This window comes from Streptomyces sp. NPDC048696, assembly GCF_043198895.1.
GTDB lineage: Bacteria > Actinomycetota > Actinomycetes > Streptomycetales > Streptomycetaceae > Streptomyces.
The window spans coordinates 488,516-509,595 of record NZ_JBICVJ010000004.1 but is presented as its reverse complement, the minus strand read 5'-3'; the positions used below and the strand labels follow the sequence as shown (position 1 = coordinate 509,595).

19 protein-coding genes and 1 pseudogene are annotated in these 21,080 nt (G+C 71.3%); 5 read left to right on the top strand and 15 right to left on the bottom strand.

The features are described from left to right. The first annotated feature begins 151 nt into the window (after positions 1 to 151). Positions 152 to 2,401 (top strand): PQQ-binding-like beta-propeller repeat protein, encoded by a 2,250-nt coding sequence (locus ACGFRG_RS11425; protein WP_393263237.1) that lies wholly within the window; start codon positions 152 to 154, stop codon positions 2,399 to 2,401. A 118-nt stretch (positions 2,402 to 2,519) separates the two neighbouring features. Here ACGFRG_RS11425 and ACGFRG_RS11420 read toward each other — a convergent pair whose 3' ends face one another. After that, complete coding sequence (locus ACGFRG_RS11420) at positions 2,520 to 3,959, bottom strand: hypothetical protein (RefSeq protein ID WP_393263235.1); 1,440 nt, start codon at positions 3,957 to 3,959, stop codon at positions 2,520 to 2,522. Between the two features lie 360 nt (positions 3,960 to 4,319). Between ACGFRG_RS11420 and ACGFRG_RS11415 the strand changes: the two genes are divergently transcribed. Together ACGFRG_RS11415 and ACGFRG_RS11410 are read left to right on the top strand one after the other, a co-directional pair. After that, a complete protein-coding gene (locus ACGFRG_RS11415; RefSeq protein ID WP_393263233.1) occupies positions 4,320 to 6,158 on the top strand; it encodes an endonuclease/exonuclease/phosphatase family protein in 1,839 nt (612 codons plus the stop codon). A gap of 205 nt (positions 6,159 to 6,363) precedes the next feature. Next, on the top strand, positions 6,364 to 7,923 hold the full coding sequence (locus tag ACGFRG_RS11410) for a N,N-dimethylformamidase beta subunit family domain-containing protein (RefSeq protein WP_361429078.1): 1,560 nt from the start codon (positions 6,364 to 6,366) through the stop codon (positions 7,921 to 7,923). Positions 7,924 to 7,932: 9 nt separating this feature from the next. Here the strand turns inward: ACGFRG_RS11410 and ACGFRG_RS11405 are convergent, their stop codons facing one another. Both ACGFRG_RS11405 and ACGFRG_RS11400 read right to left on the bottom strand, forming a co-directional pair. Further along, a complete protein-coding gene (locus ACGFRG_RS11405) occupies positions 7,933 to 8,595 on the bottom strand; it encodes a hypothetical protein (RefSeq protein ID WP_361429076.1) in 663 nt (220 codons plus the stop codon). Further along, positions 8,592 to 8,774, bottom strand: coding sequence for a hypothetical protein (locus tag ACGFRG_RS11400; protein WP_361429074.1), 183 nt, complete (start codon positions 8,772 to 8,774; stop codon positions 8,592 to 8,594). The genes ACGFRG_RS11405 and ACGFRG_RS11400 overlap by 4 nt, the downstream gene beginning before the upstream one ends. Before the next feature lie 156 nt (positions 8,775 to 8,930). On the opposite strand from ACGFRG_RS11400, the gene dapA reads away from it, so the two are divergent. Further along, on the top strand, positions 8,931 to 9,800 hold the full coding sequence (dapA, locus tag ACGFRG_RS11395; protein WP_393263318.1) for a 4-hydroxy-tetrahydrodipicolinate synthase: 870 nt from the start codon (positions 8,931 to 8,933) through the stop codon (positions 9,798 to 9,800). 102 nt (positions 9,801 to 9,902) lie between these two features. On the opposite strand, the gene dapD is transcribed toward dapA, so the two are convergent. Both dapD and ACGFRG_RS11385 read right to left on the bottom strand, forming a co-directional pair. Continuing rightward, positions 9,903 to 10,898 (bottom strand): 2,3,4,5-tetrahydropyridine-2,6-dicarboxylate N-succinyltransferase, encoded by a 996-nt coding sequence (gene dapD / locus ACGFRG_RS11390; protein ID WP_361429072.1) that lies wholly within the window; start codon positions 10,896 to 10,898, stop codon positions 9,903 to 9,905. A gap of 10 nt (positions 10,899 to 10,908) precedes the next feature. After that, a pseudogene (locus ACGFRG_RS11385) lies at positions 10,909 to 12,179 on the bottom strand (MFS transporter). Between the two features lie 124 nt (positions 12,180 to 12,303). Between ACGFRG_RS11385 and ACGFRG_RS11380 the strand changes: the two are divergent. Beyond that, on the top strand, positions 12,304 to 13,188 hold the full coding sequence (locus ACGFRG_RS11380; protein ID WP_393263230.1) for a winged helix-turn-helix transcriptional regulator: 885 nt from the start codon (positions 12,304 to 12,306) through the stop codon (positions 13,186 to 13,188). A 4-nt stretch (positions 13,189 to 13,192) separates the two neighbouring features. On the opposite strand, the gene ACGFRG_RS11375 is transcribed toward ACGFRG_RS11380, so the two are convergent. From ACGFRG_RS11375 to ACGFRG_RS11330, 10 genes are all read right to left on the bottom strand, one after another. Then, positions 13,193 to 13,516 carry a multidrug efflux SMR transporter gene (locus ACGFRG_RS11375; protein ID WP_361429068.1) on the bottom strand — a complete coding sequence of 108 codons (324 nt, stop codon included), beginning with the start codon at positions 13,514 to 13,516 and terminating at the stop codon, positions 13,193 to 13,195. Positions 13,517 to 13,570: 54 nt separating this feature from the next. Continuing rightward, on the bottom strand, positions 13,571 to 14,107 hold the full coding sequence (locus tag ACGFRG_RS11370) for a TetR family transcriptional regulator (RefSeq protein ID WP_361429066.1): 537 nt from the start codon (positions 14,105 to 14,107) through the stop codon (positions 13,571 to 13,573). A 115-nt stretch (positions 14,108 to 14,222) separates the two neighbouring features. Continuing rightward, complete coding sequence (locus ACGFRG_RS11365; RefSeq protein WP_067157773.1) at positions 14,223 to 14,561, bottom strand: metal-sulfur cluster assembly factor; 339 nt, start codon at positions 14,559 to 14,561, stop codon at positions 14,223 to 14,225. Continuing rightward, complete coding sequence (gene sufU / locus ACGFRG_RS11360; RefSeq protein WP_188274289.1) at positions 14,558 to 15,022, bottom strand: Fe-S cluster assembly sulfur transfer protein SufU; 465 nt, start codon at positions 15,020 to 15,022, stop codon at positions 14,558 to 14,560. The genes ACGFRG_RS11365 and sufU overlap by 4 nt, the downstream gene beginning before the upstream one ends. Positions 15,023 to 15,033: 11 nt before the next feature. Continuing rightward, positions 15,034 to 16,290, bottom strand: coding sequence for a cysteine desulfurase (locus tag ACGFRG_RS11355; RefSeq protein ID WP_361429064.1), 1,257 nt, complete (start codon positions 16,288 to 16,290; stop codon positions 15,034 to 15,036). After that, the gene (sufC, locus tag ACGFRG_RS11350; RefSeq protein WP_188274287.1) at positions 16,287 to 17,051 is read right to left on the bottom strand and encodes a Fe-S cluster assembly ATPase SufC; all 765 of its coding nucleotides are present in this window, start codon (positions 17,049 to 17,051) and stop codon (positions 16,287 to 16,289) included. The genes ACGFRG_RS11355 and sufC overlap by 4 nt, the downstream gene beginning before the upstream one ends. Positions 17,052 to 17,058: 7 nt before the next feature. Continuing rightward, positions 17,059 to 17,379, bottom strand: a complete 321-nt coding sequence (locus ACGFRG_RS11345; RefSeq protein WP_067157688.1) for a non-heme iron oxygenase ferredoxin subunit — start codon at positions 17,377 to 17,379, stop codon at positions 17,059 to 17,061. Next, positions 17,379 to 18,560, bottom strand: coding sequence for a Fe-S cluster assembly protein SufD (gene sufD / locus ACGFRG_RS11340; protein ID WP_361429062.1), 1,182 nt, complete (start codon positions 18,558 to 18,560; stop codon positions 17,379 to 17,381). Before sufD ends, ACGFRG_RS11345 begins: the two co-directional genes overlap by 1 nt. A gap of 63 nt (positions 18,561 to 18,623) precedes the next feature. Beyond that, a complete protein-coding gene (gene sufB, locus ACGFRG_RS11335; protein ID WP_361429060.1) occupies positions 18,624 to 20,045 on the bottom strand; it encodes a Fe-S cluster assembly protein SufB in 1,422 nt (473 codons plus the stop codon). After that, a complete protein-coding gene (locus ACGFRG_RS11330; RefSeq protein ID WP_361429058.1) occupies positions 20,042 to 20,791 on the bottom strand; it encodes a metalloregulator ArsR/SmtB family transcription factor in 750 nt (249 codons plus the stop codon). Before ACGFRG_RS11330 ends, sufB begins: the two co-directional genes overlap by 4 nt. Between the last annotated feature and the right edge of the window lie 289 nt (positions 20,792 to 21,080).

Below are 21,080 nucleotides of genomic sequence, written 5' to 3'. Positions count from 1 at the left end.
CGCCCTCGCCGGGGCGGGCACCGCGCTGGTCCACCCGCCCGTCGGGACGCATCTCACACCCCGGTATCTTCGTCCCCGCAACCGACCGGCGCGCCCCCGGCGTCGCACATCCTGACGACTGTGGGACTTGAGGGATGGACCAGGAGGTGCGGTGCGCGAGATCGGCGGGTACCGGCTCGTCGCGCTGCTCGGCGAGGACGGGATGGGGCAGGCGCATCTCGCCCGGGCCGGGTCGGGGCGGCTCGTCGCGCTGAGGACCGTGCACGCACGGCTCGCGGCCGATCCCCGCTTCCGTGAGCGGCTGCGTCGCGAGGCGGCCGCCGCCCGGTCCGTCGACGGGCCGTACACCGCCCAGGTGCTCGCGGCCGACCCGGACGCCGAGCCGCCGTGGCTGGCCGCCGAGTACTGCGCGGGCCCGTCCCTCTCCGAGGCGGTCTCCGCGCTCGGGCCGCTCGACGAGGGACAACTGGCGGCGCTGGGCGCCCTGTTGGCGCAGGCGCTGACCGCCCTCCACACCGCCCGGCTCGTCCACCGCGACCTCAAGCCCGCCAATGTGATCGTGACCCGGGACGGGCCGAAGGTCATCGACTTCGGGATCGCCAAGGGCATCGGCGAGGGCGAGTCCACGACCGGCGGCGGGAAGGTCGGCTCGCCCGGGTTCATCGCGCCCGAGCAGCTGGCCGGGGACGCCGAGAGCGGCCCGCCCGCCGATGTGTTCGCGCTCGGCGGGCTGCTCGCGCTCTGCGCCACCGGCCGCAACCCGTTCGGCGCGGGCAGCGCGCCCAAGGTCCTGCACCGCACCCTGCACGACGAGCCCGACCTCGACGGGGTGCCGGGCACCGACTGGCGCGAGTTCCTGGGGCGCTGCCTGGCCCGCGACCCGGCCGACCGGCCCACCGTGGCCGAGGCCCTGGCCTGGTGCGCCGCGCGCGGCACGCCCGAGCCCTGGTGGGAGCGGGAGCCGGTCACCGGCCTGATACACCAGCACGAGGAGGCCACCGCCGAACTGGTCGCGGCAGCCCCCGAGGAACCGGCGCCCGCACCCGAAGAACCGGCGCCCGAAGAACCGGCGCCCGAAGAACCGGCCGCCACCCCGCCCACCACCCGCCGCCGGTTTCTGCTCTGGTCGGCGTCCGGCGCCGTCGCGGCCGCCGGAATCTCGACCGCCGTCGCCCTGGACGAGGGCGGCGACACCGACACGTCCGGGACCGTCGCGCACGCGCGGACCGCGTCCTGGCCGCGCGGGCGCACCGTATGGACCCGCGAGCTCGGCGACGTCCGGCACGGCGGCTCGCTGCTGCGCCACGGCGACGCGCTCTACGTCCACGACACCGCGCGGCTGACCCGCCTCGACCCGGCGACCGGCGCGGTCCGCTGGCAGCGCGACGCGCACGGCGTCACCCAGGTCGTGCCGCACGGCAAGGACCTCGTCCACATCGTGCGGACCGACCACCTCGGCGCCCCGACGCTGGCCGCGCTCGACGCGACGACCGGCGACCTCCGCTGGGAGACCCGGGACGCGGCCCCCGACGGCCTGCGCCCGGCCGACACCTCGCTCTCGCCCGAACCGGACGGCGGACACGGCCTGTTGGCGCTCGGCGACCGGGTCGCGTGCCTGGTCACGTACGAGTCGTACGGTACGGAGGGGGCGCGCGGCACCGCACGGCCGCGACCGTGGCGGGCGTACGGCTACGACGTGCTGACCGGCGCCCCGCTCTGGTACCACGAGGGCACGGCGGCCGCGGTGACGGCGCTGCGGCACGCGGGCGGGCGGTTCGCGGTCGCCACGTCCACCCGCGCCCAGTCGGACACACCCGAGCTCCTGAAGGCCCGCGCGCAGGACCCGCTCCATGTCCTGCGGGCTACCGACGGCCGTGAGGAGACGGCGATCGAGGGCGGCGCGCTGCGGCCCGACGCCCATCCCGGTGCGGTCGGGACCGGCTACTTCGCGGCGGGCGAGGCGGTCAGCGCCGTGGATCTGACGACCCGCACCACCCTGTGGTCCCGAGGCGTCACCGGTTCCGTCTCGGTGACGCCGACGGCCTGCGGCGATCTGGTGCACGCCGGTTCGCGCACGGAGCTGAGCGCCCTGGACGCGACCACCGGCAGAACCCGCTGGCTGCGTACGGACGTCGCGCGGATCACAGCGGCCGGGAGCACCCCACCGCTGCTCGCGGACGGCCGCCTGTACGCCACCGGCCCCGAGCCGGGCACCGGCCGACTCGCCCTGGACGGCCCGAACTGGGGCCTGCACACCCTGGACCCGACCACGGGAAAGCTGCTGTGGGCAGCCCCGTTCGAGGACCACGGCGACCCATACGGCGCGGCCGGGGACGGCTTGGTGCACATCTACACGGGCACGACCCTGACAACGTTCCAAGCACCGGAGGCCACGGCATGAGCGAAACGGCGTACCCCGCGCCCCCAGGAGGGCCCGAAGGGCCCATCTGAGGGGCGCGGGGAACTGCGCGACCAGTCCCCACCGGCCCGCAGCCAACAAACCGGCCCCCCGCGGAGCGTCACGCGCGCGACCGCGCCTTGAACGCCGCCTTCCGAGCCTCCTTCGCCACCTTCTTCTCCGGATGCAGCCGCCCCATCGCCTCCAGGACGTCCGCCGTCGCGGGGTGGTCGACCCGCCAGGCCGCGTCGAAGAAGCCGCTGTGCTGGCCGACCAGGCCCTCCACCAGGCCCTGCAGCTCCTCCAGGTCCCCGTCCACCGCCAGCTGCGCGGCGATCGTGTCGACGGCCAGCCAGAACACCATCGACTCCGGCGGAGCCGGCACGTCCGCCGCGCCGCGCTCGGCGAGCCAGACCCGGGCGAGGCCGCCCAGCTCCGCGTCGTCCAGGACCTCGCGCAGAGCGGGTTCGACCTCGAGGCCGGTGAGCGCGAGCGCCTGCTGGCAGTGCAGCCGCCGCAGCGGTCCGCGCTCGTCCGAGCCACGGGCCGCCGCCAGCAACTCCCGTACGGCGGCAGGCAGTTCATGCCGGGACAGCCACTGCTCGGTCTCCGCGCGGGCGGCCGCCTCCGGGTAGTACGCGATGCCGTCGAGCAGCGCGTCCGCGCCCTTGTCCGCGAGGTCGCCGACGGCCGGCGCCGCCACGCCCGCCTCCAGCATCCGGGCCCGTACGCCGTAGAGGCCGAGCGGGGTGAGGCGGACCATGCCGTACCGGGCGACGTCCTCGTCGTCGACGGGCGGGGCGGGCTCCTCGCCCTCCTCGGCCATCAGCGCCTCGTCCACCGGGCGGTACTCGACCAGGCCGATCGGCTCAAGCAGGCGGAACTGGTCGTCCAGGCGCATCATCGCGTCCGAGACCTGCTCCAGGATGTCGTCGGTGGGCTCGCCCATGTCGTCGGGGACGATCATCGACGCGGCGAGCGCGGGCAGCGGCACCGGGCCGTCCCCCGCGCCGCCCTCGGTCACCGTGAGCAGATACAGATTGCCGAGGACGCCCTCCAGGAAGTCGGTCTCGGCCTGCGGGTCCCATTCGAGCCGGTCGAAGTCGACCTCGCCGTCGTCGCCGATCAGATCGGCGAAGTCGTCGAGCACGGGGGCGGTCGCGTCCGCGAAGACCGCGTCGAACGCGTCCAGCCAGGTGGTCAGGACGTCCTGCGGCGAGCCGGAGGTGAGCAGGGCCAGCGCCTCGCCCTGGGTGGCACTGCCTTCGCCGTCCTCGGCGTCGGGGTCCTCGACCTCGACGAGCGAGGCGTCGACGGCGACCCGCCAGGCCTCGCTCGCCTCCGCCGCGCCGTCCTCGTCGGCCGGCAGCCCCAGTTCGGCCGCGGCGGCGGGCAGTTGCTCCTCGACGAGCTCGCCCCCGGCCCCGACCCGGGTCCCGGGCCCGGCCCAGCGGGCGAGCCGGACCGCGCGGGCGAGCAGCGGCGCGGCGAGCGCGTCGCGCGCGAGTTCGGCCTCGGAGTGCAGCCGCACCGGCGGCAGGGTGGGGCGGTCTCCGGACATCTGTGGGGTACTCCTCGGCGAAGCGGTCTGGATCGAGAGGCACCCAGCGTAGACGTATTTCACCGGGTATCGCCGCGCCCGGTCGCACCCCCGCCGGGACCGCCGACGGGTTCCGGCCCGGGGCGCGAGCCGTTGCGTACGGGAACCGCGGTGAGCGCGCGGCGCCCCATGGCCGCCGGTTCACCTTCCCGTCGGGTTCCGGCCACCCGGCGACCCTTGACAACTGCCCTTCCCAGCCAAGAGATTGACGCGCGTAGAACTACGTGTCGAGCGCACAACGAGCCACAAGTGGAACTACAGCGCGCCACCGCACGGGCGCGCCGCACCGCCCCGTCCTCCCTCATCCTTCGGAGTCTCTTGATGCCCGTTCCGAGAACCGCCGCCGTCTCCGCCGTCGTCGCCGCCGCGCTGGGTGCCGGTCTGCTCGCCGGCACCTCGTCGGCCGCCGCCGGCCCGTCCGCCCCCGTCACGGCCCGCATCCACGACATCCAGGGCACCACCCGCACCTCGCCGCTCGCCGGACAGCAGGTCACCGAGGTGCCGGGCGTCGTCACGGGCGTGCGGACGTACGGCTCGTCGAAGGGCTTCTGGTTCCAGGACACCGCTCCGGACGACAACCCGGCCACCAGCGAGGGCATCTTCGTCTTCACGGGCTCGGCCCCGACCGTGGCGGTCGGCGACGCGGTCAAGGTCGCCGGCACGGTCACCGAGTACGTCCCGGGCGGCCTGTCCTCGGGCAACCAGTCGCTGACCCAGATATCCAAGCCCACCGTGACCGTCCTCTCGTCGGGCAACGCGTTGCCCGCGCCGGTGGTCATCACGGCCCGTTCCGTGCCCGGCCGCTACACCCCGGCGGGCGACCCGGCCGCCGGTGGCAGCGTCAACGGCCTGACCCTCCAGCCCAAGAAGTACGCCACGGACTACTACGAGTCCCTGGAGGGCATGAACGTCCGCATCGGCACCTCGCGCGTGGTCGGCCGCACCGACCAGTACAACGAGCTGTGGGCTACGGTGAAGCCGCACGAGAACAAGACCAAGCGGGGCGGCACGCTCTACTCGTCGTACGACGACCAGAACACCGGACGTCTGCAGATCCAGAGCCTGATTCCGACGGCGCAGCAGCCGTTCCCCAAGGCGAACGTCGGCGACACCCTGACCGGCACCACCGAAGGCCCCCTGGACTTCAACCAGTTCGGCGGGTACACGATCGCCGCCCGCACACTGGGGACGGTCAAGGACAACGGCCTCAAGCGCGAGAGCACCCGCAAGCAGCGCACCGGCGAGCTGGCGGTGGCCACGTACAACGTGGAGAACCTGCACCCGACCGACCCGCAGACGAAGTTCGACGCGCTCGCCGACGGCATCGTCACCCACCTCGCCTCGCCCGACATCGTGGCCCTGGAGGAGATCCAGGACAACACCGGGGCGAAGGACGACGGCACGGTCGACGCGTCCGCCACCATCAAGAAGTTCACGGACGCGATCGCCGCGAAGGGCGGCCCGGCGTACCAGTGGCGCTCGATCAGCCCCGAGAACGACAAGGACGGCGGCGAGCCGGGCGGCAACATCCGCCAGGTGTTCCTCTTCAACCCCGCGCGCGTGTCGTTCACCGACCGGCCCGGCGGCGACTACAAGACGGCCGTCGGCGTCACCGGCCCCAAGGGCCACCCGGCCCTCACCCTCTCCCCCGGCCGGATCGACCCGGCCAACCCGGCGTGGGTGGACAGCCGCAAGCCGCTGGCGGGCGAGTTCGTCTTCAAGGGCCGTACGGTCTTCGTCATCGCCAACCACTTCGCGTCCAAGGGCGGCGACGAGTCCCTTCTCTCGCAGCACCAGCCGGTGCCGCGCTCCTCGGAGGCCAAGCGGCTGCTCCAGGCACAGGCCGTGAACGGCTTCGTCAAGCAGCTGCTGGCGGTCGACAAGCACGCGCGCGTGCTCGCGGTCGGCGACATCAACGACTTCGACTTCTCGGGCACGACCAAGGCGCTGGAGGCCGGCGGCGCGCTGCGCACGGCGTTCCGCTCGCTGCCGAAGAAGGAGCGTTACTCCTATGTCTACCAGGGCAACACCCAGGTCCTGGACCAGATCCTGACCAGCCCGGCCATCCGGGACTTCGACTACGACAGCGTGCACATCAACGCGGAGTTCGCCGACCAGACCAGCGACCACGACCCGCAGATCATCCGCTTCCGCCCGTAAGTCCGCACTGCGGCACCCGCGCCCCTTGAGGGACCCTTCGGGCCCTCTGAGGGGCGCGCGGCCGTGTCGCGGCTCGTACGAACGCAGCCCCGCTTGAGGTCAAAGCCGCCGATCATGTCATCCGACAATTTCCGGCCATGATCCCGCACACTGGGTGGGTCCGGTGGAAGTCCCCGGACACGGCGGTACGGGGAGCGGAGTACGTATGGACCGGGCGGCCTTCAGTCGCAGGATCTTTCTCGGGGCGGCGGGCGCCGTCGCGGCGGCCGGGGCCGCGGGCTGCTCGTCCGACGGCGGACCCGCGTCCGCCACCCGCAAGGACGCCGGCGCGTCACCGGGCGCCGAGGGCCCGGCCAAGGAGAACGACCGCCCGGGCGACGCCGGGTGGCGGCTCAAGGGGCGCGGCGGCGAGCACGAGATCGAGGGGTTCGCGGACCGCACCGGAGTGGCCCGGGGCGAGGCGTTCCGCCTCCATGTGCACACCACCGCCCCGACGTTCCGGGCCGAGGCGTTCCGGATGGGCTGGTACGGGGGCGCGCTGGCCCGCAAGGTGTGGGAGTCGGGGACGCTCAAGGGCGTCCGCCAGAGCGCGGCGAAGGTGGCCGAGCACACCAACACGGTCACCGCGCCCTGGTCCCCGACCGCCGAAGTGGCGACCGGAAACTGGCCGGAGGGCGCGTATCTGATCAAGCTGACGGCGTCGACCGGCGGCCAGCGCTATGTCCCGGTCACCGTGCGCTCCGCCACCACCAGGGGCCGGGTGGTGCTGGTGAACGCGGTGGCGACCTGGCAGGCGTACAACGAGTGGGGCGGCTACAGCCTCTACAACGGTCCGAGCGACGACGACGGCGACCGCTCGCGCGCGGTCAGCTGCGACCGCCCGTACCACCGCGACGGCGACGGCCTGTTCCTCACCTACGAACAGCCGGTCGTGGCGCTCGCCGAGCGGCTCGGCCTGGAGCCCGCGTACGTCACGAACATGGACATCGAGCGCGACCCCCGGATCCTGGCGGGTGCCACGGCGGTGATCTCGCTCGGCCACGACGAGTACTGGACGCAGGCCATGCGCGACCGGGTCACCGCCGTGCGCGACGCGGGCACCAACATCGCCTTCCTGGGCGCCAACGCGTGCTTCCGCCGGATCCGGCTTGAGAAGACGGCGCTCGGGGAGCAGCGGCTGATCGTCTGCTACAAGAACGACTGGCCCAAGGACCCGGGCCGGGGCGAGGGCGAGCCGCCGACCACCAACTTCCGCGAGCCCCCGCACGCCCAGCCGGAGAACTCCCTCACCGGCACGCTCTACGAGTCCAACCCGACCACCGCCGACTACGTGGTCACCTCCCCCGGCCACTGGCTCTTCGCGGGCACGGGCGTGGGGCACGGCGCCAGGTTCCCGGGCCTGGTCGGCACCGAGTACGACCGCGCCAACGGCGACGAGACCACGCCCCGGCCCATCGAGGTGATCTCGCACTCGCCGCTGATCTGCCGGGGCGTGCGCTCGTACGCCAACTCGGCGTACTACACGGTGAAGTCGGGCGCGGGCGTCTTCAACACCGGCACCATGCGCTGGGTCCAGTCGACGATCGGCGAGGGCGGGCACGGCATCGACTCCCGTACCGCCGCGTTCACCTCGAAGGTGACGGAGAACCTGCTGCGGGCGTTCGCGGCCGGACCGGCCGGGCGGGCGCACCCGGCCAAGGACAACCTGGACTCCTTCCACCCGTACGCGGGCGACCCGACCTGGTCCCACCACGACCTCTGGTAGTCGCCCGGCTCAGCTCTCCTTGTCGCCGAGGCGCGCCAACTCGCTCTGGAACCAGTCGAGCCGGGCCTGGAGCAGCGCCGCCTCGGCGACGAGCTCCGGCACGGTCCGGCCCGGCTGCGGGGCGCCGATGTCCGGGCCGGGCGCGGCGAGCACCTTCAGGCCCTCGCCGCCGCGCACCGCGAAGTCGGCGAAGGACACGGTCGCGCGCGGCCCGGCGCACACCGCGCAGACCGGCTCGACCACCCGCCACCCCGGCCGCCCCCAGCCCGCGTCGGCGAGCCCGGACGCCCGGCGCCCGCAGCGGCACGGCCCGGCGGTCGCGGTGCGCACCCGCTGCCGGGCGTACCGCGAGCCGCGCTCGAACCTGATGTACCGCCCGAGCACCGCGACCTCCAGGAGCAGCGCGCCCCGGTGCTCGGCCATGCAGGTCAGCGCGTACGCCTCGGAGCGCTCGTGCAGACAGTGGAAGCCGCAGTCGCAGAGCCGCGAGGGCGAGCGATGGCGCCGCCCATAGGCGCAGCGCGCCTGGTCCAGCACGCCGTACGGGAGCGCGGCGCCCAGCGAGACGCCCAGGAACGCGGCCCGCGAGCCGTCCTGGGAGAGCGCCGGGTGGGCGATCTTGTAGCCGGTGGGCGGCTCCGTCGGGCGTTCCTCGGGGAGCCGCAGCCTCATCGTCCCGCCGTCACCTCGACGGGAAGCCCGGCCGGGATCTCCTCGGGCGCGGGGACGGCGTTGTCCCGCCCCGCGTCCTTGTCCCGTACCGAATCTTCGGGCTGTTCTTCCGCGACACCAGTGGCGAGAGCCTTGCCGAGCCTCATGACGACCTCCGACGAGTACGACGGTACGGACATGAACGGACACACCGGTCTCTCATGGTGACGTACGACGTGCCGCAGGCCAAGAGCGCCCGGGAAGAGGCCGGTTCGGAAACACTTCAGCACCACTTTCCCTTCACCCCAAGAAATTCTAAGTGGACCTTCACCTTCAGCACGGCCCAGACTTCCCGAATGACCCACTCACGCCCATTCGGGCGCGCACTTTGCGCCATGATCACGCCCTTCACCGCCGACGGCGAACTCGACCTGGACGGCGCCCGGCGGCATGCCGCGCACCTGGTGGCCGAGGGCTGCGACGGCCTGGTCCTGAGCGGCACCACCGGCGAGTCGCCGACCACCACGGACGCGGAGAAGGCCGCGCTGGTCCGGGCGGTGCGCGAGGCGGTCGGGGACGGCGTCCACGTCCTGGCCGGGGTCGGCACCGCGTCCACCCGGCACACCGTGGAACTGGCCCGGCAGGCCGAACAGGCGGGCGCGAACGGCCTGTTGGTGGTGACCCCGTACTACAGCCGCCCGCCGCAGGACGCGGTGGAGGCCCACTTCCGTACGGTCGCGGACGCCACCGGGCTGCCGGTGATGCTCTACGACATCCCCGGCCGGACGGGGGTGCGGATCGGCACGGACACGCTGCTGCGGCTCGCGGACCACGAGCGGATCGTGGCGGTCAAGGACTGCGCGTACGACCTGCTCGGCTCGACCAAGGTCATCGGCCGCACCTCGCTGGCGTACTACTCGGGCTGCGAGGAGCTGAACCTGCCGCTGTACGCGGTGGGCGGCGCGGGATACGTCAGCACGGTCGCCAACGTGATCCCGCGCCGGATGCGCGCCCCCCTGGACGCCCACGACAAGGGCGACGTGACCGAGGCAGCCCGCCTCAACCACCTCACGCTGCCCTTGTCTGAACTGATGATGTCCTCGGGCCTACCGGGCACGGTGACGACGAAGGCGCTGCTGGGAAACCCGGTGCGGGAACCGCTGCAGCCCGCGTCCCCGGACCAGGCCGCCGTGTTGCAGAGGGCATACGACGACCTGGGCATTTAGGGGCGCGGGGCTGTGACATTTGCGGCTCCGCCGCGTGGGCGCGACCAGCCACGCACGGTCCGCAGCCGAACACGCACCCCCTACGGTCCGCCCAAACACGCGTCAGTTGTGACTGTGCAGAATCTCGTTGAGCCCGCCCCACACCGCATTGTTGGGTCGGGCCTCCACCGCCCCGGTGACCGAGTTCCGCCGGAACAGAATGTTCGACGCACCGGACAGCTCACGGGCCTTCACGATCTGACCATCGGGCATCGTCACCCGGGTACCGGCCGTGACGTAAAGACCGGCCTCCACGACGCACTCGTCGCCGAGGGCGATGCCCACACCCGCCTCGGCGCCCACGAGGCACCGCTCGCCGATCACGATGCGGACGTTGCCGCCGCCGGACAGCGTGCCCATCGTGGACGCGCCGCCGCCGATGTCCGAGCCGTCGCCGACGACGACACCGGCGGAGATCCGGCCCTCGACCATCGACGTCCCGAGCGTGCCCGCGTTGAAGTTCACGAAGCCCTCGTGCATCACGGTGGTGCCCTCGGCCAGGTGGGCGCCGAGGCGTACCCGGTCGGCGTCGGCGATGCGGACGCCCTTGGGGGCCACGTAGTCCGTCATGCGCGGGAACTTGTCGACGGAGGTCACCTGGAGGTGGAGTCCGGCGGCGCGCGCGTTCAGCCGTACCTGCTCGATGTCGTCGACGGCGACCGGGCCGAGCGAGGTCCAGGCGACGTTGGCGAGCAGGCCGAACATGCCGTCCAGGTTCTGGCCGTGCGGCTTGACCAGGCGGTGCGAGAGCAGGTGCAGCCGCAGATAGACGTCGTGCGCGTCGAGCGGCTTGTCGTCGAGCGAGGCGATGACCGTACGGACGGCGACGACCTCGACGCCCCGGCGTGCGTCAACGCCGAGCGCGTCAGCGGCGCCCTTGCCGAGGAGGGCGGTGGCCTGGTCGGCGGTGAGCCGCTCGGTGCCGGCCGGGCCGGGTTCGGCGACCAGCTCGGGGGCGGGGAACCAGGTGTCGAGAACGGTGCCGTCGCCGGCGATGGTGGCGAGGCCGGCGGCGACGGCGCCGGTGGAGCGAGAAGCAGTAGCAGTCGTGTCGGTCATAGCGGAAAACCTAACCGGCGGTGGCCCGCCGGGGCGAACCGGTCTCATGTGACGGGCGCGCGTCACCCCCGGTCAGCGGCGCCCGAAGCCCCCGCGCCCGCAGCACGGCGAGGCCCGCGAGGCCCGCGAGCGCGGCGCAGACGGGCCACAGCAGCCCGGGCGCGGCGGTGTAGAGGGCGCCGCCGAGCGGCGGGGCGAGCACCTGGCCGCTGATGGAGGCGCCCGCGTACAGGCTCTGGAAACGCCCCTGGGCGTGGGCGGGCGCCTGGTCGGCGACGTACGCGGTGGCGGTGGTCTTGTACAGGATCTCGCCGAGGGTGAGCGAGACCATCAGGGCGACGGCCCAGCCGATCGAGGCGCCCGGGATCAGCAGCGCGTAGCCGAGCCCGACCAGGAGCAGCCCGCAGCCGATCACCGAGAGCGGGGCGCGACCGCGCAGGGCGTGCACGGCGGGCAGTTCGAGACAGAGGATCAGCCCGCCGTTGACGGCGAACAGCGAGCCGTAGACCTGGGCGTCCATGCCGTGGTCGGCGAGGAAGACGGGCAGGGTGGAGTACTGCTGGCGGTAGACGAGGTCGACGCAGACGATCGCGGCGAGCAGGACGAGGACGGCGGGCCGGGCCCGCAGTTCGCGCCACAGGCCCGGCGCGCCGGGGTCCTGGACCGGCCTGGTGTGGGCGGCGGCATGGGCGGGCAGCACCCGGGCCGCGTACGCGGCGAAGAGCAGGGTGCCGATGCCGTCGGCGGCGAAGAGCCAGTCATAGGACCAGTGGGCGGCGACCAGCGCGCCGAGCGGCGGGCCGACGGCGAACCCGGCGTTGGACGCGAACCGCATCACGCCGAAGCCCTGACGGCGGCTGCCCTCGGGGACGCCGACGGCGACCAGCGTCGAGTTCGCGGCCCTGACCACTCCGGACGCGTACTGCGCCACCGGCAGCGCGGCGATCAGGACCGGGGTCGCCAGCAGCGGGAGGAGGGCCAGCAGGGTGCCGCTGACCAGCGCTCCGGCGAGCAGGGCACGGCGGTGGCCATTGGGGTCTCCCCTGCTCGAACGAAGTTGAGAGCTCGGGGAAGGTCGCCGAACCAGCCGCCGGTGAAGTTCCCGGCGACCAGGCCGACGCCGCCGACCCCGCTGATCAGTCCGGCCTGGGCGACGGTGAGCCCGCGCGGGCCGGTCAGATAGACGAAGAGGTAGAGGAACGTGAAGCTCACGACCGCGTTGAAGAAGATGCCGAGGCACAGCATCCGAACGGTTCTCGGCACCGCGCGCAAGGTGTTCACGCCGTCGCCCCCCAGGTGTCGAACGGAGTGGAACCCTGGTGAGTTCCTTATGGGAACTGACTATGTCAGGATGGACACCGCAGGTCAACGGCTTCCGGCCGGGGTCGTACGGAAGGATGGCGGCATGCCTCAACGCACCCGCCTCAACGACGAGCACTGCGCCATCGCCCAGGCCCTGGACGTGGTCGGCGACTGGTGGACCCTGCTGATCGTGCGCGACACCGCACGCGGGGTGCACCGCTTCGACGCGCTCCAGAGCGAACTCGGCATGTCCCGCAAGGTGCTCGCAGAACGGCTGAGGCTGCTGGTGGAGTCGGGGGTGCTGAGCCGGGAGCCGTACCAGGACCGCCCGGTCCGGTACGAGTACCGGCTCACCCCGCGCGGCCGTGCCCTGCTGCCCGTACTGATCGCGCTCCAGGACTGGGGAGACACCTGGGTGCTGGGAGAAGGAGAGACGATGGCCACGGCGACAGAGGCGTCCGGGGAGACCGAGCGGGTGCGGGAGCTGGTCGGCACGAAGGTGCCCGCGCTTCAACTGCTCGACTACGACGGTGAGCCGAGGGACCCGGTGGCGGCCGGGACGCCGTACACCGTGCTGTACTGCTTCCCCGGCGCGTATGCCCGCAAGGACGCCTATCCGCCCGGCTGGGCCGGGATTCCCGGGGCGCCCGGCTGCACCCTGGAGTCGTGCACGTTCCGCGACCAGCTGGCCGAGTTCACGGCGGCGGGCGCGACCGTGCACGGCGTGTCCACCCAACGCCCGGACGAGCAGCGGGCGTTCGCGGACAAGGAGCGGCTGCGCTTCCCGCTGCTGTCGGACGCGGACCTCACCCTGACGGCCGCGCTGCGGCTGCCGACGTTCCGCACGGCGGGGGTGAGCCGCCTCAAGCGCCTGACGCTGGTGGTGGACGCGGACCGCACGGTGGTCGAGGCGCTGTACCCGATCACCGACGTCGAGGAGAGCGTACGGGCGGCGCTGGCGGCGGTGCGGGGGCTGACCGGGCGGTGACCGGTCAGTGGGTGGCGCCGCCGACGTTGACGAGCACCACGCCACCGATGATCAGCGCGATCCCGGCGAACTTGGCGGCGGTCATCGTCTCGCCCATGAAGAGCATGCCGATGGCGGCGATGACGGCGGTACCGGCGCCGGACCAGATCGCGTACGCCGTACCGACGGACATCGACTTCAGGGTCAGCGACAGCATGTAGAAGGCGAAGAGATACCCGCCGACGGTGACCAGCGAGGGCGCGAGCCTGGTGAACCCCTCGCTGTACTTCATCGCGGAGGTTGCGGCGATCTCCGACGCGATGGCGCAGGAGAGCAGGACGTACGGCATGCGGACAAGCGTACACAGCGATGCGTACGCCCGTACATAACGAGCGGGTGAACGTCAGGGCAGCAATCGGGCGAGCAGTACGCGCGCGTACTGCTCGTCGTACTCGCCCCCGGTGAGCAGCGCCTGCAGACAGAGTCCGTCCATCAGCGCGACCAGGCCGCGCGCGGTCGCCGGGTCCGTGTGCCGGGCCAGCACCTCGGCCACGCCGTCGGCCCACTCGGCGGCGACGGGCCGCAGCGGGGGCCGCCGCAGCGCCGCGAGATAGAGCTCGTACTCCAGCTCCACCCGCGCCCGGTCCCCCGCGATCCACTCGCCGATGAGCCGCGCGAGCTCGGCGGCCACGTCCACGCCGGGCTGCTCCAGCGCCCCGCAGTCGCGGATCGCGGCGGCGAACCCCTCGTTGGCCTGCCGCAGCGCCGCGACCATCAGCTCGTCGAGCGTCTTGAAGTGGTACGTGGTGGAGCCGAGCGGCACATCGGCCTCGGCGGCGACACTGCGGTGGCTGAGCCCGGCGATCCCGCGCTCGCCGACCACCCGGATCGCGGCGTCGATGATCCGGCGCCGCCGCTCGGGGTCGTACCGGCGGGCCATCAGTCACACGTCCCCGGGTCGCACACCATGCCCCCGACCGTACCCGGCCCCTCGGCGCGGCCGACGCCGAGAGGCCCCCGGCACAGGTGCCGGGAGCCTCTCGAAGCAACGGGGATCAGACGTTGAAGCCCAACGCCCGCAGCTGCTCGCGGCCGTCGTCCGTGATCTTGTCCGGGCCCCACGGCGGCATCCAGACCCAGTTGATCTTCAGCTCGTTGACGATGCCCTCGGTCGCCGACTTCGCCTGGTCCTCGATCACATCGGTCAGCGGGCAGGCCGCCGACGTCAGGGTCATGTCCAGGGTGGCGACGTTGGAGTCGTCGATGTGGATGCCGTAGATGAGGCCCAGGTTGACGACGTCGATGCCCAGCTCGGGGTCGACGACGTCGTACAGCGCCTCGCGGACTTCTTCCTCGGAGGCCGGCTTCAAGGTGGCCTCTGCGTTCTCGGTCATGCGCTCTTCCTCTCGGCTCCGGCACCCAGCGCCTGGGCCGTCGCGTCCTTCCAGGCCATCCAGCTCAGCAGAGCACACTTCACGCGCGCGGGGTACTTGGAGACGCCGGCGAACGCCACCGCGTCCTCCAGCACCTCCTCCATCGCGTCGTCCGGCTCCAGCTGGCCCTTGGACTGCATCAGCTCCAGGAACGTCTCCTGGATCCGCTGCGCCTCGTCGAGGTCCTTGCCGACCAGCAGGTCGTTGAGGACCGAGGCGCTGGCCTGGCTGATGGAGCAGCCCTGCCCCTCGTAACTGATGTCCGAGATCTGCGAACCCTCGTACTTCACGCGCAGAGTGATCTCGTCGCCGCACGTCGGGTTCACGTGGTGCACCTCGGCGTCACCGTCCCGCAAGCCCCGCCCGTGCGGGTGCTTGTAGTGGTCCAGGATGACGTCCTGGTACATCGAATCCAGCTTCACAACGAAGACCCCTAGCCGAAGAAGTTCCGTACGTGCTCCAGACCGTCCACCAGGGCGTCGACCTCGGCGGGCGTGGAGTACAGATAGAAAGACGCTCGCGTGGTCGCGGGAATTCCGTAGCGCAGGCAGACCGGGCGTGCGCAGTGGTGGCCGACCCGGACCGCGATGCCCTGCTCGTCCAGGACCTGGCCGACGTCGTGCGGGTGGATGTCGCCGAGCGTGAAGGAGATCGCGGCGCCCCGGTCCTCGGCCGTGGTCGGGCCGATGATCCGCAGGTCGGGCACCTCAAGGAGGCGCTTGACCGCGTACTCGGTGATCGCGTGCTCATGCGCGGCGATCTTGTCCATGCCGATCGCCGAGAGGTAGTCCACGGCCGCGCCGAGGCCGACGGCCTGGGCGATCGGGGGCGTACCGGCCTCGAACTTGTGCGGCGCCGGCGCGTACGTCGACGAGTGCATCGAGACCGTCTCGATCATCTCGCCGCCGCCCAGGAACGGCGGCAGGTCCTCCAGGAGCTCCTGGCGGCCCCACAGCACGCCGATGCCGGTCGGGCCGCACATCTTGTGGCCGGTGAAGGCCACGAAGTCGGCCTGGAGCGCCTGCACGTCCAGCGGCATGTGCGGCGCGGCCTGGGAGGCGTCGATGCACAGCAGCGCGCCGACCTCCTGGGCGCGGCGCACGATCGCCTCGACCGGGTTGACCGTGCCCATCAGGTTGGAGACCAGCGTGAAGGAGACGATCTTCGTCTTCTCGGTGATGATCTCTTCGATGTTGGAGAGGTCGAGGCGGCCGTCGTCGGTGAGGCCGAACCACTTCAGCTTCGCGCCCGTGCGCTGCGAGAGCAGCTGCCACGGCACGATGTTGGAGTGGTGCTCCATCTCCGTGATGACTATCTCGGTCTCGTGGTCCACCCGGTAGGGCTCGTCCGCCCAGCCCAGCATGTTGGCGACCAGGTTGAGCGACTCCGAGGCGTTCTTGGTGAAGATCACCTCGTCGCGGCTCGGCGCGTTGATGAACGCGGCGACCTTGTCGCGCGCGCCCTCGTACAGGGCCGTGGCCTCCTCGGCCACCGTGTACACACCACGGTGGACGTTGGCGTTGTGCCGCTCGTAGTACTCGTTGAGCGCGTCGAGCACCTGGCGCGGCTTCTGCGAAGTCGCCGCGCTGTCGAGGTACACGATCTTCTTCCCGTCGTGGACCACACGGTCCAGCAAGGGGAAGTCCTTGCGGATCGCCTCGGTGTCGAGGAGGCCCGGCAGAATCGTCACTCGGAAGCGCCACCCTTCGTGTAAGCCTCGTAGCCCTCGTTCTCCAGCTTGTCGGCGAGCTCGGCGCCGCCGGACTCGGCGATCCGGCCGTTCGCGAAGACGTGCACGAAGTCGGGCTTGATGTAGCGCAGGATGCGCGTGTAGTGCGTGATCAGCAGGGTGCCGACCTCACCGGTCTCGCGGACGCGGTTGACGCCCTCGGAGACGATGCGCAGCGCGTCGACGTCCAGGCCGGAGTCGGTCTCGTCGAGGATCGCGATCTTCGGCTTCAGGAGCTCCAGCTGAAGGATCTCGTGGCGCTTCTTCTCACCGCCGGAGAAGCCCTCGTTGACGTTGCGCTCGGCGAAGGCCGGGTCCATCTGGAGCTGCTCCATCGCGGACTTGACCTCCTTCACCCAGGTACGCAGCTTCGGGGCCTCGCCGCGCACGGCGGTGGCGGAGGTGCGCAGGAAGTTGGAGACCGAGACGCCGGGGACCTCGACCGGGTACTGCATGGCGAGGAAGACACCGGCGCGGGCGCGCTCGTCGACGGACATCTCCAGGACGTCCTCGCCGTCCAGGGTGACCGTGCCGCTGGTGATCGTGTACTTGGGGTGACCCGCGAGCGAGTACGCGAGGGTGGACTTGCCGGAGCCGTTGGGGCCCATGATGGCGTGGGTCTCGCCCTGCTTCACGGTCAGGTCGACGCCCTTGAGGATCTCCCGGGGGCCGTTCTCGGCTTCCACGGAGACGTGCAGGTCGCGGATTTCAAGCGTTGCCATGGGGACTTCAGTTCTCCTGGGACACGGAGACGAGAACATCGTCCCCTTCGATCTTTACGGGGTATACGGGCACGGGTCGCGTCGCGGGCAGGCCGGACGGCTTGCCGGTGCGCAGGTCGAAGGTGGAGCCGTGCAGCCAGCACTCGATCTGGCAGTCCTCCACCTCGCCCTCCGAGAGCGAGACGTTCGCGTGCGAGCAGATGTCGTGGATCGCGAACACCTCGCCCGCCGTGCGGACGACCGACACCGGCGTGCCGTCGAGTTCCACCCGCTTCGGGGTGTCCTCCTCCAGCTCGCTCAGTGCGCAGACGCGGACGAAGGCGGTCATCAGACGGACGCCTCCAGCTCCGCCTCGATCTTGGCGAGCAGGCGCTCCTCGACGTCCGCGACGCCGACCTGCTGGACCAGCTCCGCGAAGAAGCCGCGGACCACCAGACGGCGGGCCTCGGCCTGCGGGATGCCGCGCGCCATCAGGTAGAACAGCTGCTCGTCGTCGAAGCGGCCGGTCGCGGAGGCGTGACCGGCGCCCGCGATCTCGCCGGTCTCGATCTCCAGGTTCGGCACCGAGTCGACCCGCGCGCCGTCCGTGAGGACCAGGTTGCGGTTCATCTCGTAGGTGTCGGTGCCCTCGGCCTTGGCCTGGATGAGGACGTCGCCGATCCAGACGGCGTGCGCGTCGTCGCCCTGCAGGGCGCCCTTGTACACGGCGTTGGACTTGCAGTGCGGCGTGTTGTGGTCGACGAAGAGCCGGTGCTCCTGGTGCTGGCCCTTGTCGGTGAAGTACAGGCCGAAGAGCTCGGCCTCGCCGCCGGTGCCCGCGTAGGAGACCCGCGGGTGCAGGCGGACCAGGTCGCCGCCGAAGGTGACCACGACGGACTTGAAGGACGCGTCCCGGCCGACCAGCGCGTTGTGCTGGGCGACGTGGACGGCCTTGTCGTCCCAGTCCTGGACGGAGACGACGGTGAGCTTGGCGCCGTCGCCCAGGATGTAGTCGACGTTGGCCGCGAGGACCGCGTCGCCGGTGTGGTCGATGACCACGACGGCCTCGGCGAAGGCGCCGAGCTCGACCACCTGGTGGGCGAAGACGGTGCCGCCCTCGCCGTGCACGGCGATGCGGATCGGCTCGGTGAGGACCGACTCCTTGGGGACGGTGACGACCGAGGCCTTCTCGAACGAGGAGTACGCCTGGGCGGCGATCCGGTCCACCGGGGTACCGGCCTTGCCGAGCCGCGCGTCGTCGCGGCCGACCGTCTCGACGACGACGCCCTCGGGAGCCGTCACCTCCACGCGCACACCGTCGCCGGTGGCGACGGCGGTGCCGTCGTGCAGCCCGCGCAGCCGCTCCAGCGGCGTGAAGCGCCACTCCTCCTCGCGGCCGTGCGGCACCGGGAAGTCCGCCACGTCGAAGGACGGGGGCGCGCTCATGCGCGTGGCGACGGTCGACTCGGCGGCCACCGCGATCGAACCGGCGGTGGTGGAGCCCGCCGGAATGTTCTGAGCCTCAGCCATGGCTGTCGTAGTGCTCTCTTCCTAGATCAGTCTGCGTTCGCTGCTGCGGGGACGGTCGCCGTACTAGCCGACCGAGCCCTCCATCTGCAGCTCGATCAGCCGGTTGAGCTCAAGCGCGTACTCCATGGGCAGCTCCTTGGCGATCGGCTCGACGAAGCCGCGCACGATCATCGCCATCGCCTCGAACTCCGTCAGACCGCGGCTCATCAGGTAGAAGAGCTGGTCCTCGGAGACCTTGGAGACGGTCGCCTCGTGGCCCATGGACACGTCGTCCTCGCGGACGTCGACGTACGGGTAGGTGTCGGAGCGGGAGATCGTGTCGACGAGCAGCGCGTCGCACAGCACGTTCGACTTCGATCCGGCCGCGCCCTCACCGATCTCGACCAGACCGCGGTACGAGGTGCGGCCGCCGCCGCGCGCCACCGACTTGGAGACGATGTTGGACGACGTGTTCGGCGCCATGTGGACCATCTTGGAGCCGGCGTCCTGGTGCTGGCCCTCGCCCGCGAAGGCGATGGACAGGGTCTCGCCCTTGGCGTGCTCGCCCATCAGGTAGACGGCCGGGTACTTCATGGTGACCTTGGAACCGATGTTGCCGTCGATCCACTCCATGGTCGCGCCCTCGTACGCCACGGCGCGCTTGGTGACCAGGTTGTAGACGTTGTTCGACCAGTTCTGGATCGTCGTGTAGCGGCAGCGGCCGCCCTTCTTGACGATGATCTCCACGACGGCGCTGTGCAGCGAGTCCGAGGAGTAGATCGGGGCGGTGCAGCCCTCGACGTAGTGGACGTAGGCGTCCTCGTCGACGATGATCAGCGTCCGCTCGAACTGGCCCATGTTCTCCGTGTTGATACGGAAGTAGGCCTGCAGCGGGATGTCCACGTGGACACCCTTGGGCACGTAGATGAACGAGCCGCCGGACCACACGGCCGTGTTCAGCGACGCGAACTTGTTGTCGCCGACCGGGATGACCGTGCCGAAGTACTCCTGGAAGAGCTCCGGGTGCTCCTTCAGAGCGGTGTCGGTGTCCAGGAAGATGACGCCCTGCTGCTCCAGGTCCTCACGGATCTGGTGGTAGACGACCTCGGACTCGTACTGGGCCGCGACACCGGCGACGAGGCGCTGCTTCTCCGCCTCGGGGATGCCGAGCTTGTCGTACGTGTTCTTGATGTCCTCGGGCAGGTCCTCCCAGGACTCCGCCTGCTTCTCCGTCGACCGCACGAAGTACTTGATGTTGTCGAAGTCGATGCCCGAGAGGTCGGAACCCCACTTGGGCATGGGCTTGCGGTCGAAGAGCCGCAGACCCTTGAGGCGCAGCTTCAGCATCCACTCGGGCTCGTTCTTCTTCGCCGAGATGTCGCGGACGACGTCCTCGGAGAGACCGCGCTTGGCAGCGGAGCCCGCCGCGTCGGAGTCGGCCCAGCCGTACTCGTAGTTGCCCAGGCCCTCTAGTTCGGGGTGGGCAGTCTCCGTGGGGAGAGTCATGCGGGGTTCCTCCCGGCCGTGCTTGTGGATGCTGGTTCGGTGATGGTCTGTGGTGCGCTGTGCGGGATGAACGTCGTGCACACCCCGTCGCCGTGGGCGATGGTGGCCAGACGCTGCACATGGGTCCCGAGGAGGCGGGAGAAGAACTCCGTCTCCGCCTCGCACAGCTGCGGGAACTGCTCGGCGGCGTGCGCGACCGGGCAGTGGTGCTGGCAGAGCTGCTCACCCCGTCCGGGGAGCGGTGCGCTGCGCGCCGTAGCAGCGTACCCGTCGGCGGTCAAGGCCTTGGCCAGAGCCTCGGTGCGCTCCTCGGGCCCGGCCGCGTCGACCGCCGCGCGGTAGCTCTCGGCCTGCGCCTCGATGCGGGCGCGGGCGAAGGCGACCACGGCTTCCTCGCCGGCCGCGCCGCCGCCCGCCGACCGCTCGATCCAGCGGAGCGCGTCGACGGCCAGCTTGTCGTACGACTGGTCGAAGGCGTCCCGCCCGCAGTCGGTGAGGGCGAAGACCTTCGCGGGCCTGCCACGGGTCCGTGCCCCGTACACCCGCTGTTCGCGGGGGGCCACGACCTCGTCGGCCACCAGTGCGTCGAGGTGGCGGCGGACGGCGGCCTGGGTGAGGCCGAGGCGCTTCGCGAGATCCGCGACGGTGGAGGGCCCATGGTCCAGGATGGAGCGCGCGACCCGGTTGCGGGTGGACCGCTCACCGGTCGCGAGTTCCTCCTGCGGAGCCTCGCCGACGTTTTTCACAACACCATTGTTGCGTAATTCCTCAGAGCCTGACAAGCCACGTACCGATCATCGAGCGGTGCGCTGCATCACTTAGGCATACCTAAACTGACCTGCGAAAACGATCTTTGATCGATCAAATCGCGGGTAATTCAACGGCGCGCGACCGACCGGTTCACGACACTGCGAAACCAGGTCCACACCCCCTCTGACCGGCCCGTCGCACACCCGCGACTCCCTCGCCGAGGGGCTGCGCGGCCTCGGCGTCGAGCCCGGCGAGACCCTGCTCGTCCACTCCTCGCCCAGCTCG

Coding starts and splice junctions, on each gene's coding strand:
- ACGFRG_RS11420 (WP_393263235.1), bottom strand. CDS start 3,959: ATGTCCGGAGACCGCCCCACCCTGCCGCCGGTGCGGCTGCACTCCGAG.
- ACGFRG_RS11415 (WP_393263233.1), top strand. CDS start 4,320: ATGCCCGTTCCGAGAACCGCCGCCGTCTCCGCCGTCGTCGCCGCCGCG.
- ACGFRG_RS11410 (WP_361429078.1), top strand. CDS start 6,364: ATGGACCGGGCGGCCTTCAGTCGCAGGATCTTTCTCGGGGCGGCGGGC.
- ACGFRG_RS11405 (WP_361429076.1), bottom strand. CDS start 8,595: ATGAGGCTGCGGCTCCCCGAGGAACGCCCGACGGAGCCGCCCACCGGC.
- ACGFRG_RS11400 (WP_361429074.1), bottom strand. CDS start 8,774: ATGTCCGTACCGTCGTACTCGTCGGAGGTCGTCATGAGGCTCGGCAAG.
- dapA (WP_393263318.1), top strand. CDS start 8,931: ATGACCCACTCACGCCCATTCGGGCGCGCACTTTGCGCCATGATCACG.
- dapD (WP_361429072.1), bottom strand. CDS start 10,898: ATGACCGACACGACTGCTACTGCTTCTCGCTCCACCGGCGCCGTCGCC.
- ACGFRG_RS11380 (WP_393263230.1), top strand. CDS start 12,304: ATGCCTCAACGCACCCGCCTCAACGACGAGCACTGCGCCATCGCCCAG.
- ACGFRG_RS11375 (WP_361429068.1), bottom strand. CDS start 13,516: ATGCCGTACGTCCTGCTCTCCTGCGCCATCGCGTCGGAGATCGCCGCA.
- ACGFRG_RS11370 (WP_361429066.1), bottom strand. CDS start 14,107: ATGGCCCGCCGGTACGACCCCGAGCGGCGGCGCCGGATCATCGACGCC.
- ACGFRG_RS11365 (WP_067157773.1), bottom strand. CDS start 14,561: ATGACCGAGAACGCAGAGGCCACCTTGAAGCCGGCCTCCGAGGAAGAA.
- sufC (WP_188274287.1), bottom strand. CDS start 17,051: ATGGCAACGCTTGAAATCCGCGACCTGCACGTCTCCGTGGAAGCCGAG.
- ACGFRG_RS11345 (WP_067157688.1), bottom strand. CDS start 17,379: ATGACCGCCTTCGTCCGCGTCTGCGCACTGAGCGAGCTGGAGGAGGAC.
- sufD (WP_361429062.1), bottom strand. CDS start 18,560: ATGGCTGAGGCTCAGAACATTCCGGCGGGCTCCACCACCGCCGGTTCG.
- sufB (WP_361429060.1), bottom strand. CDS start 20,045: ATGACTCTCCCCACGGAGACTGCCCACCCCGAACTAGAGGGCCTGGGC.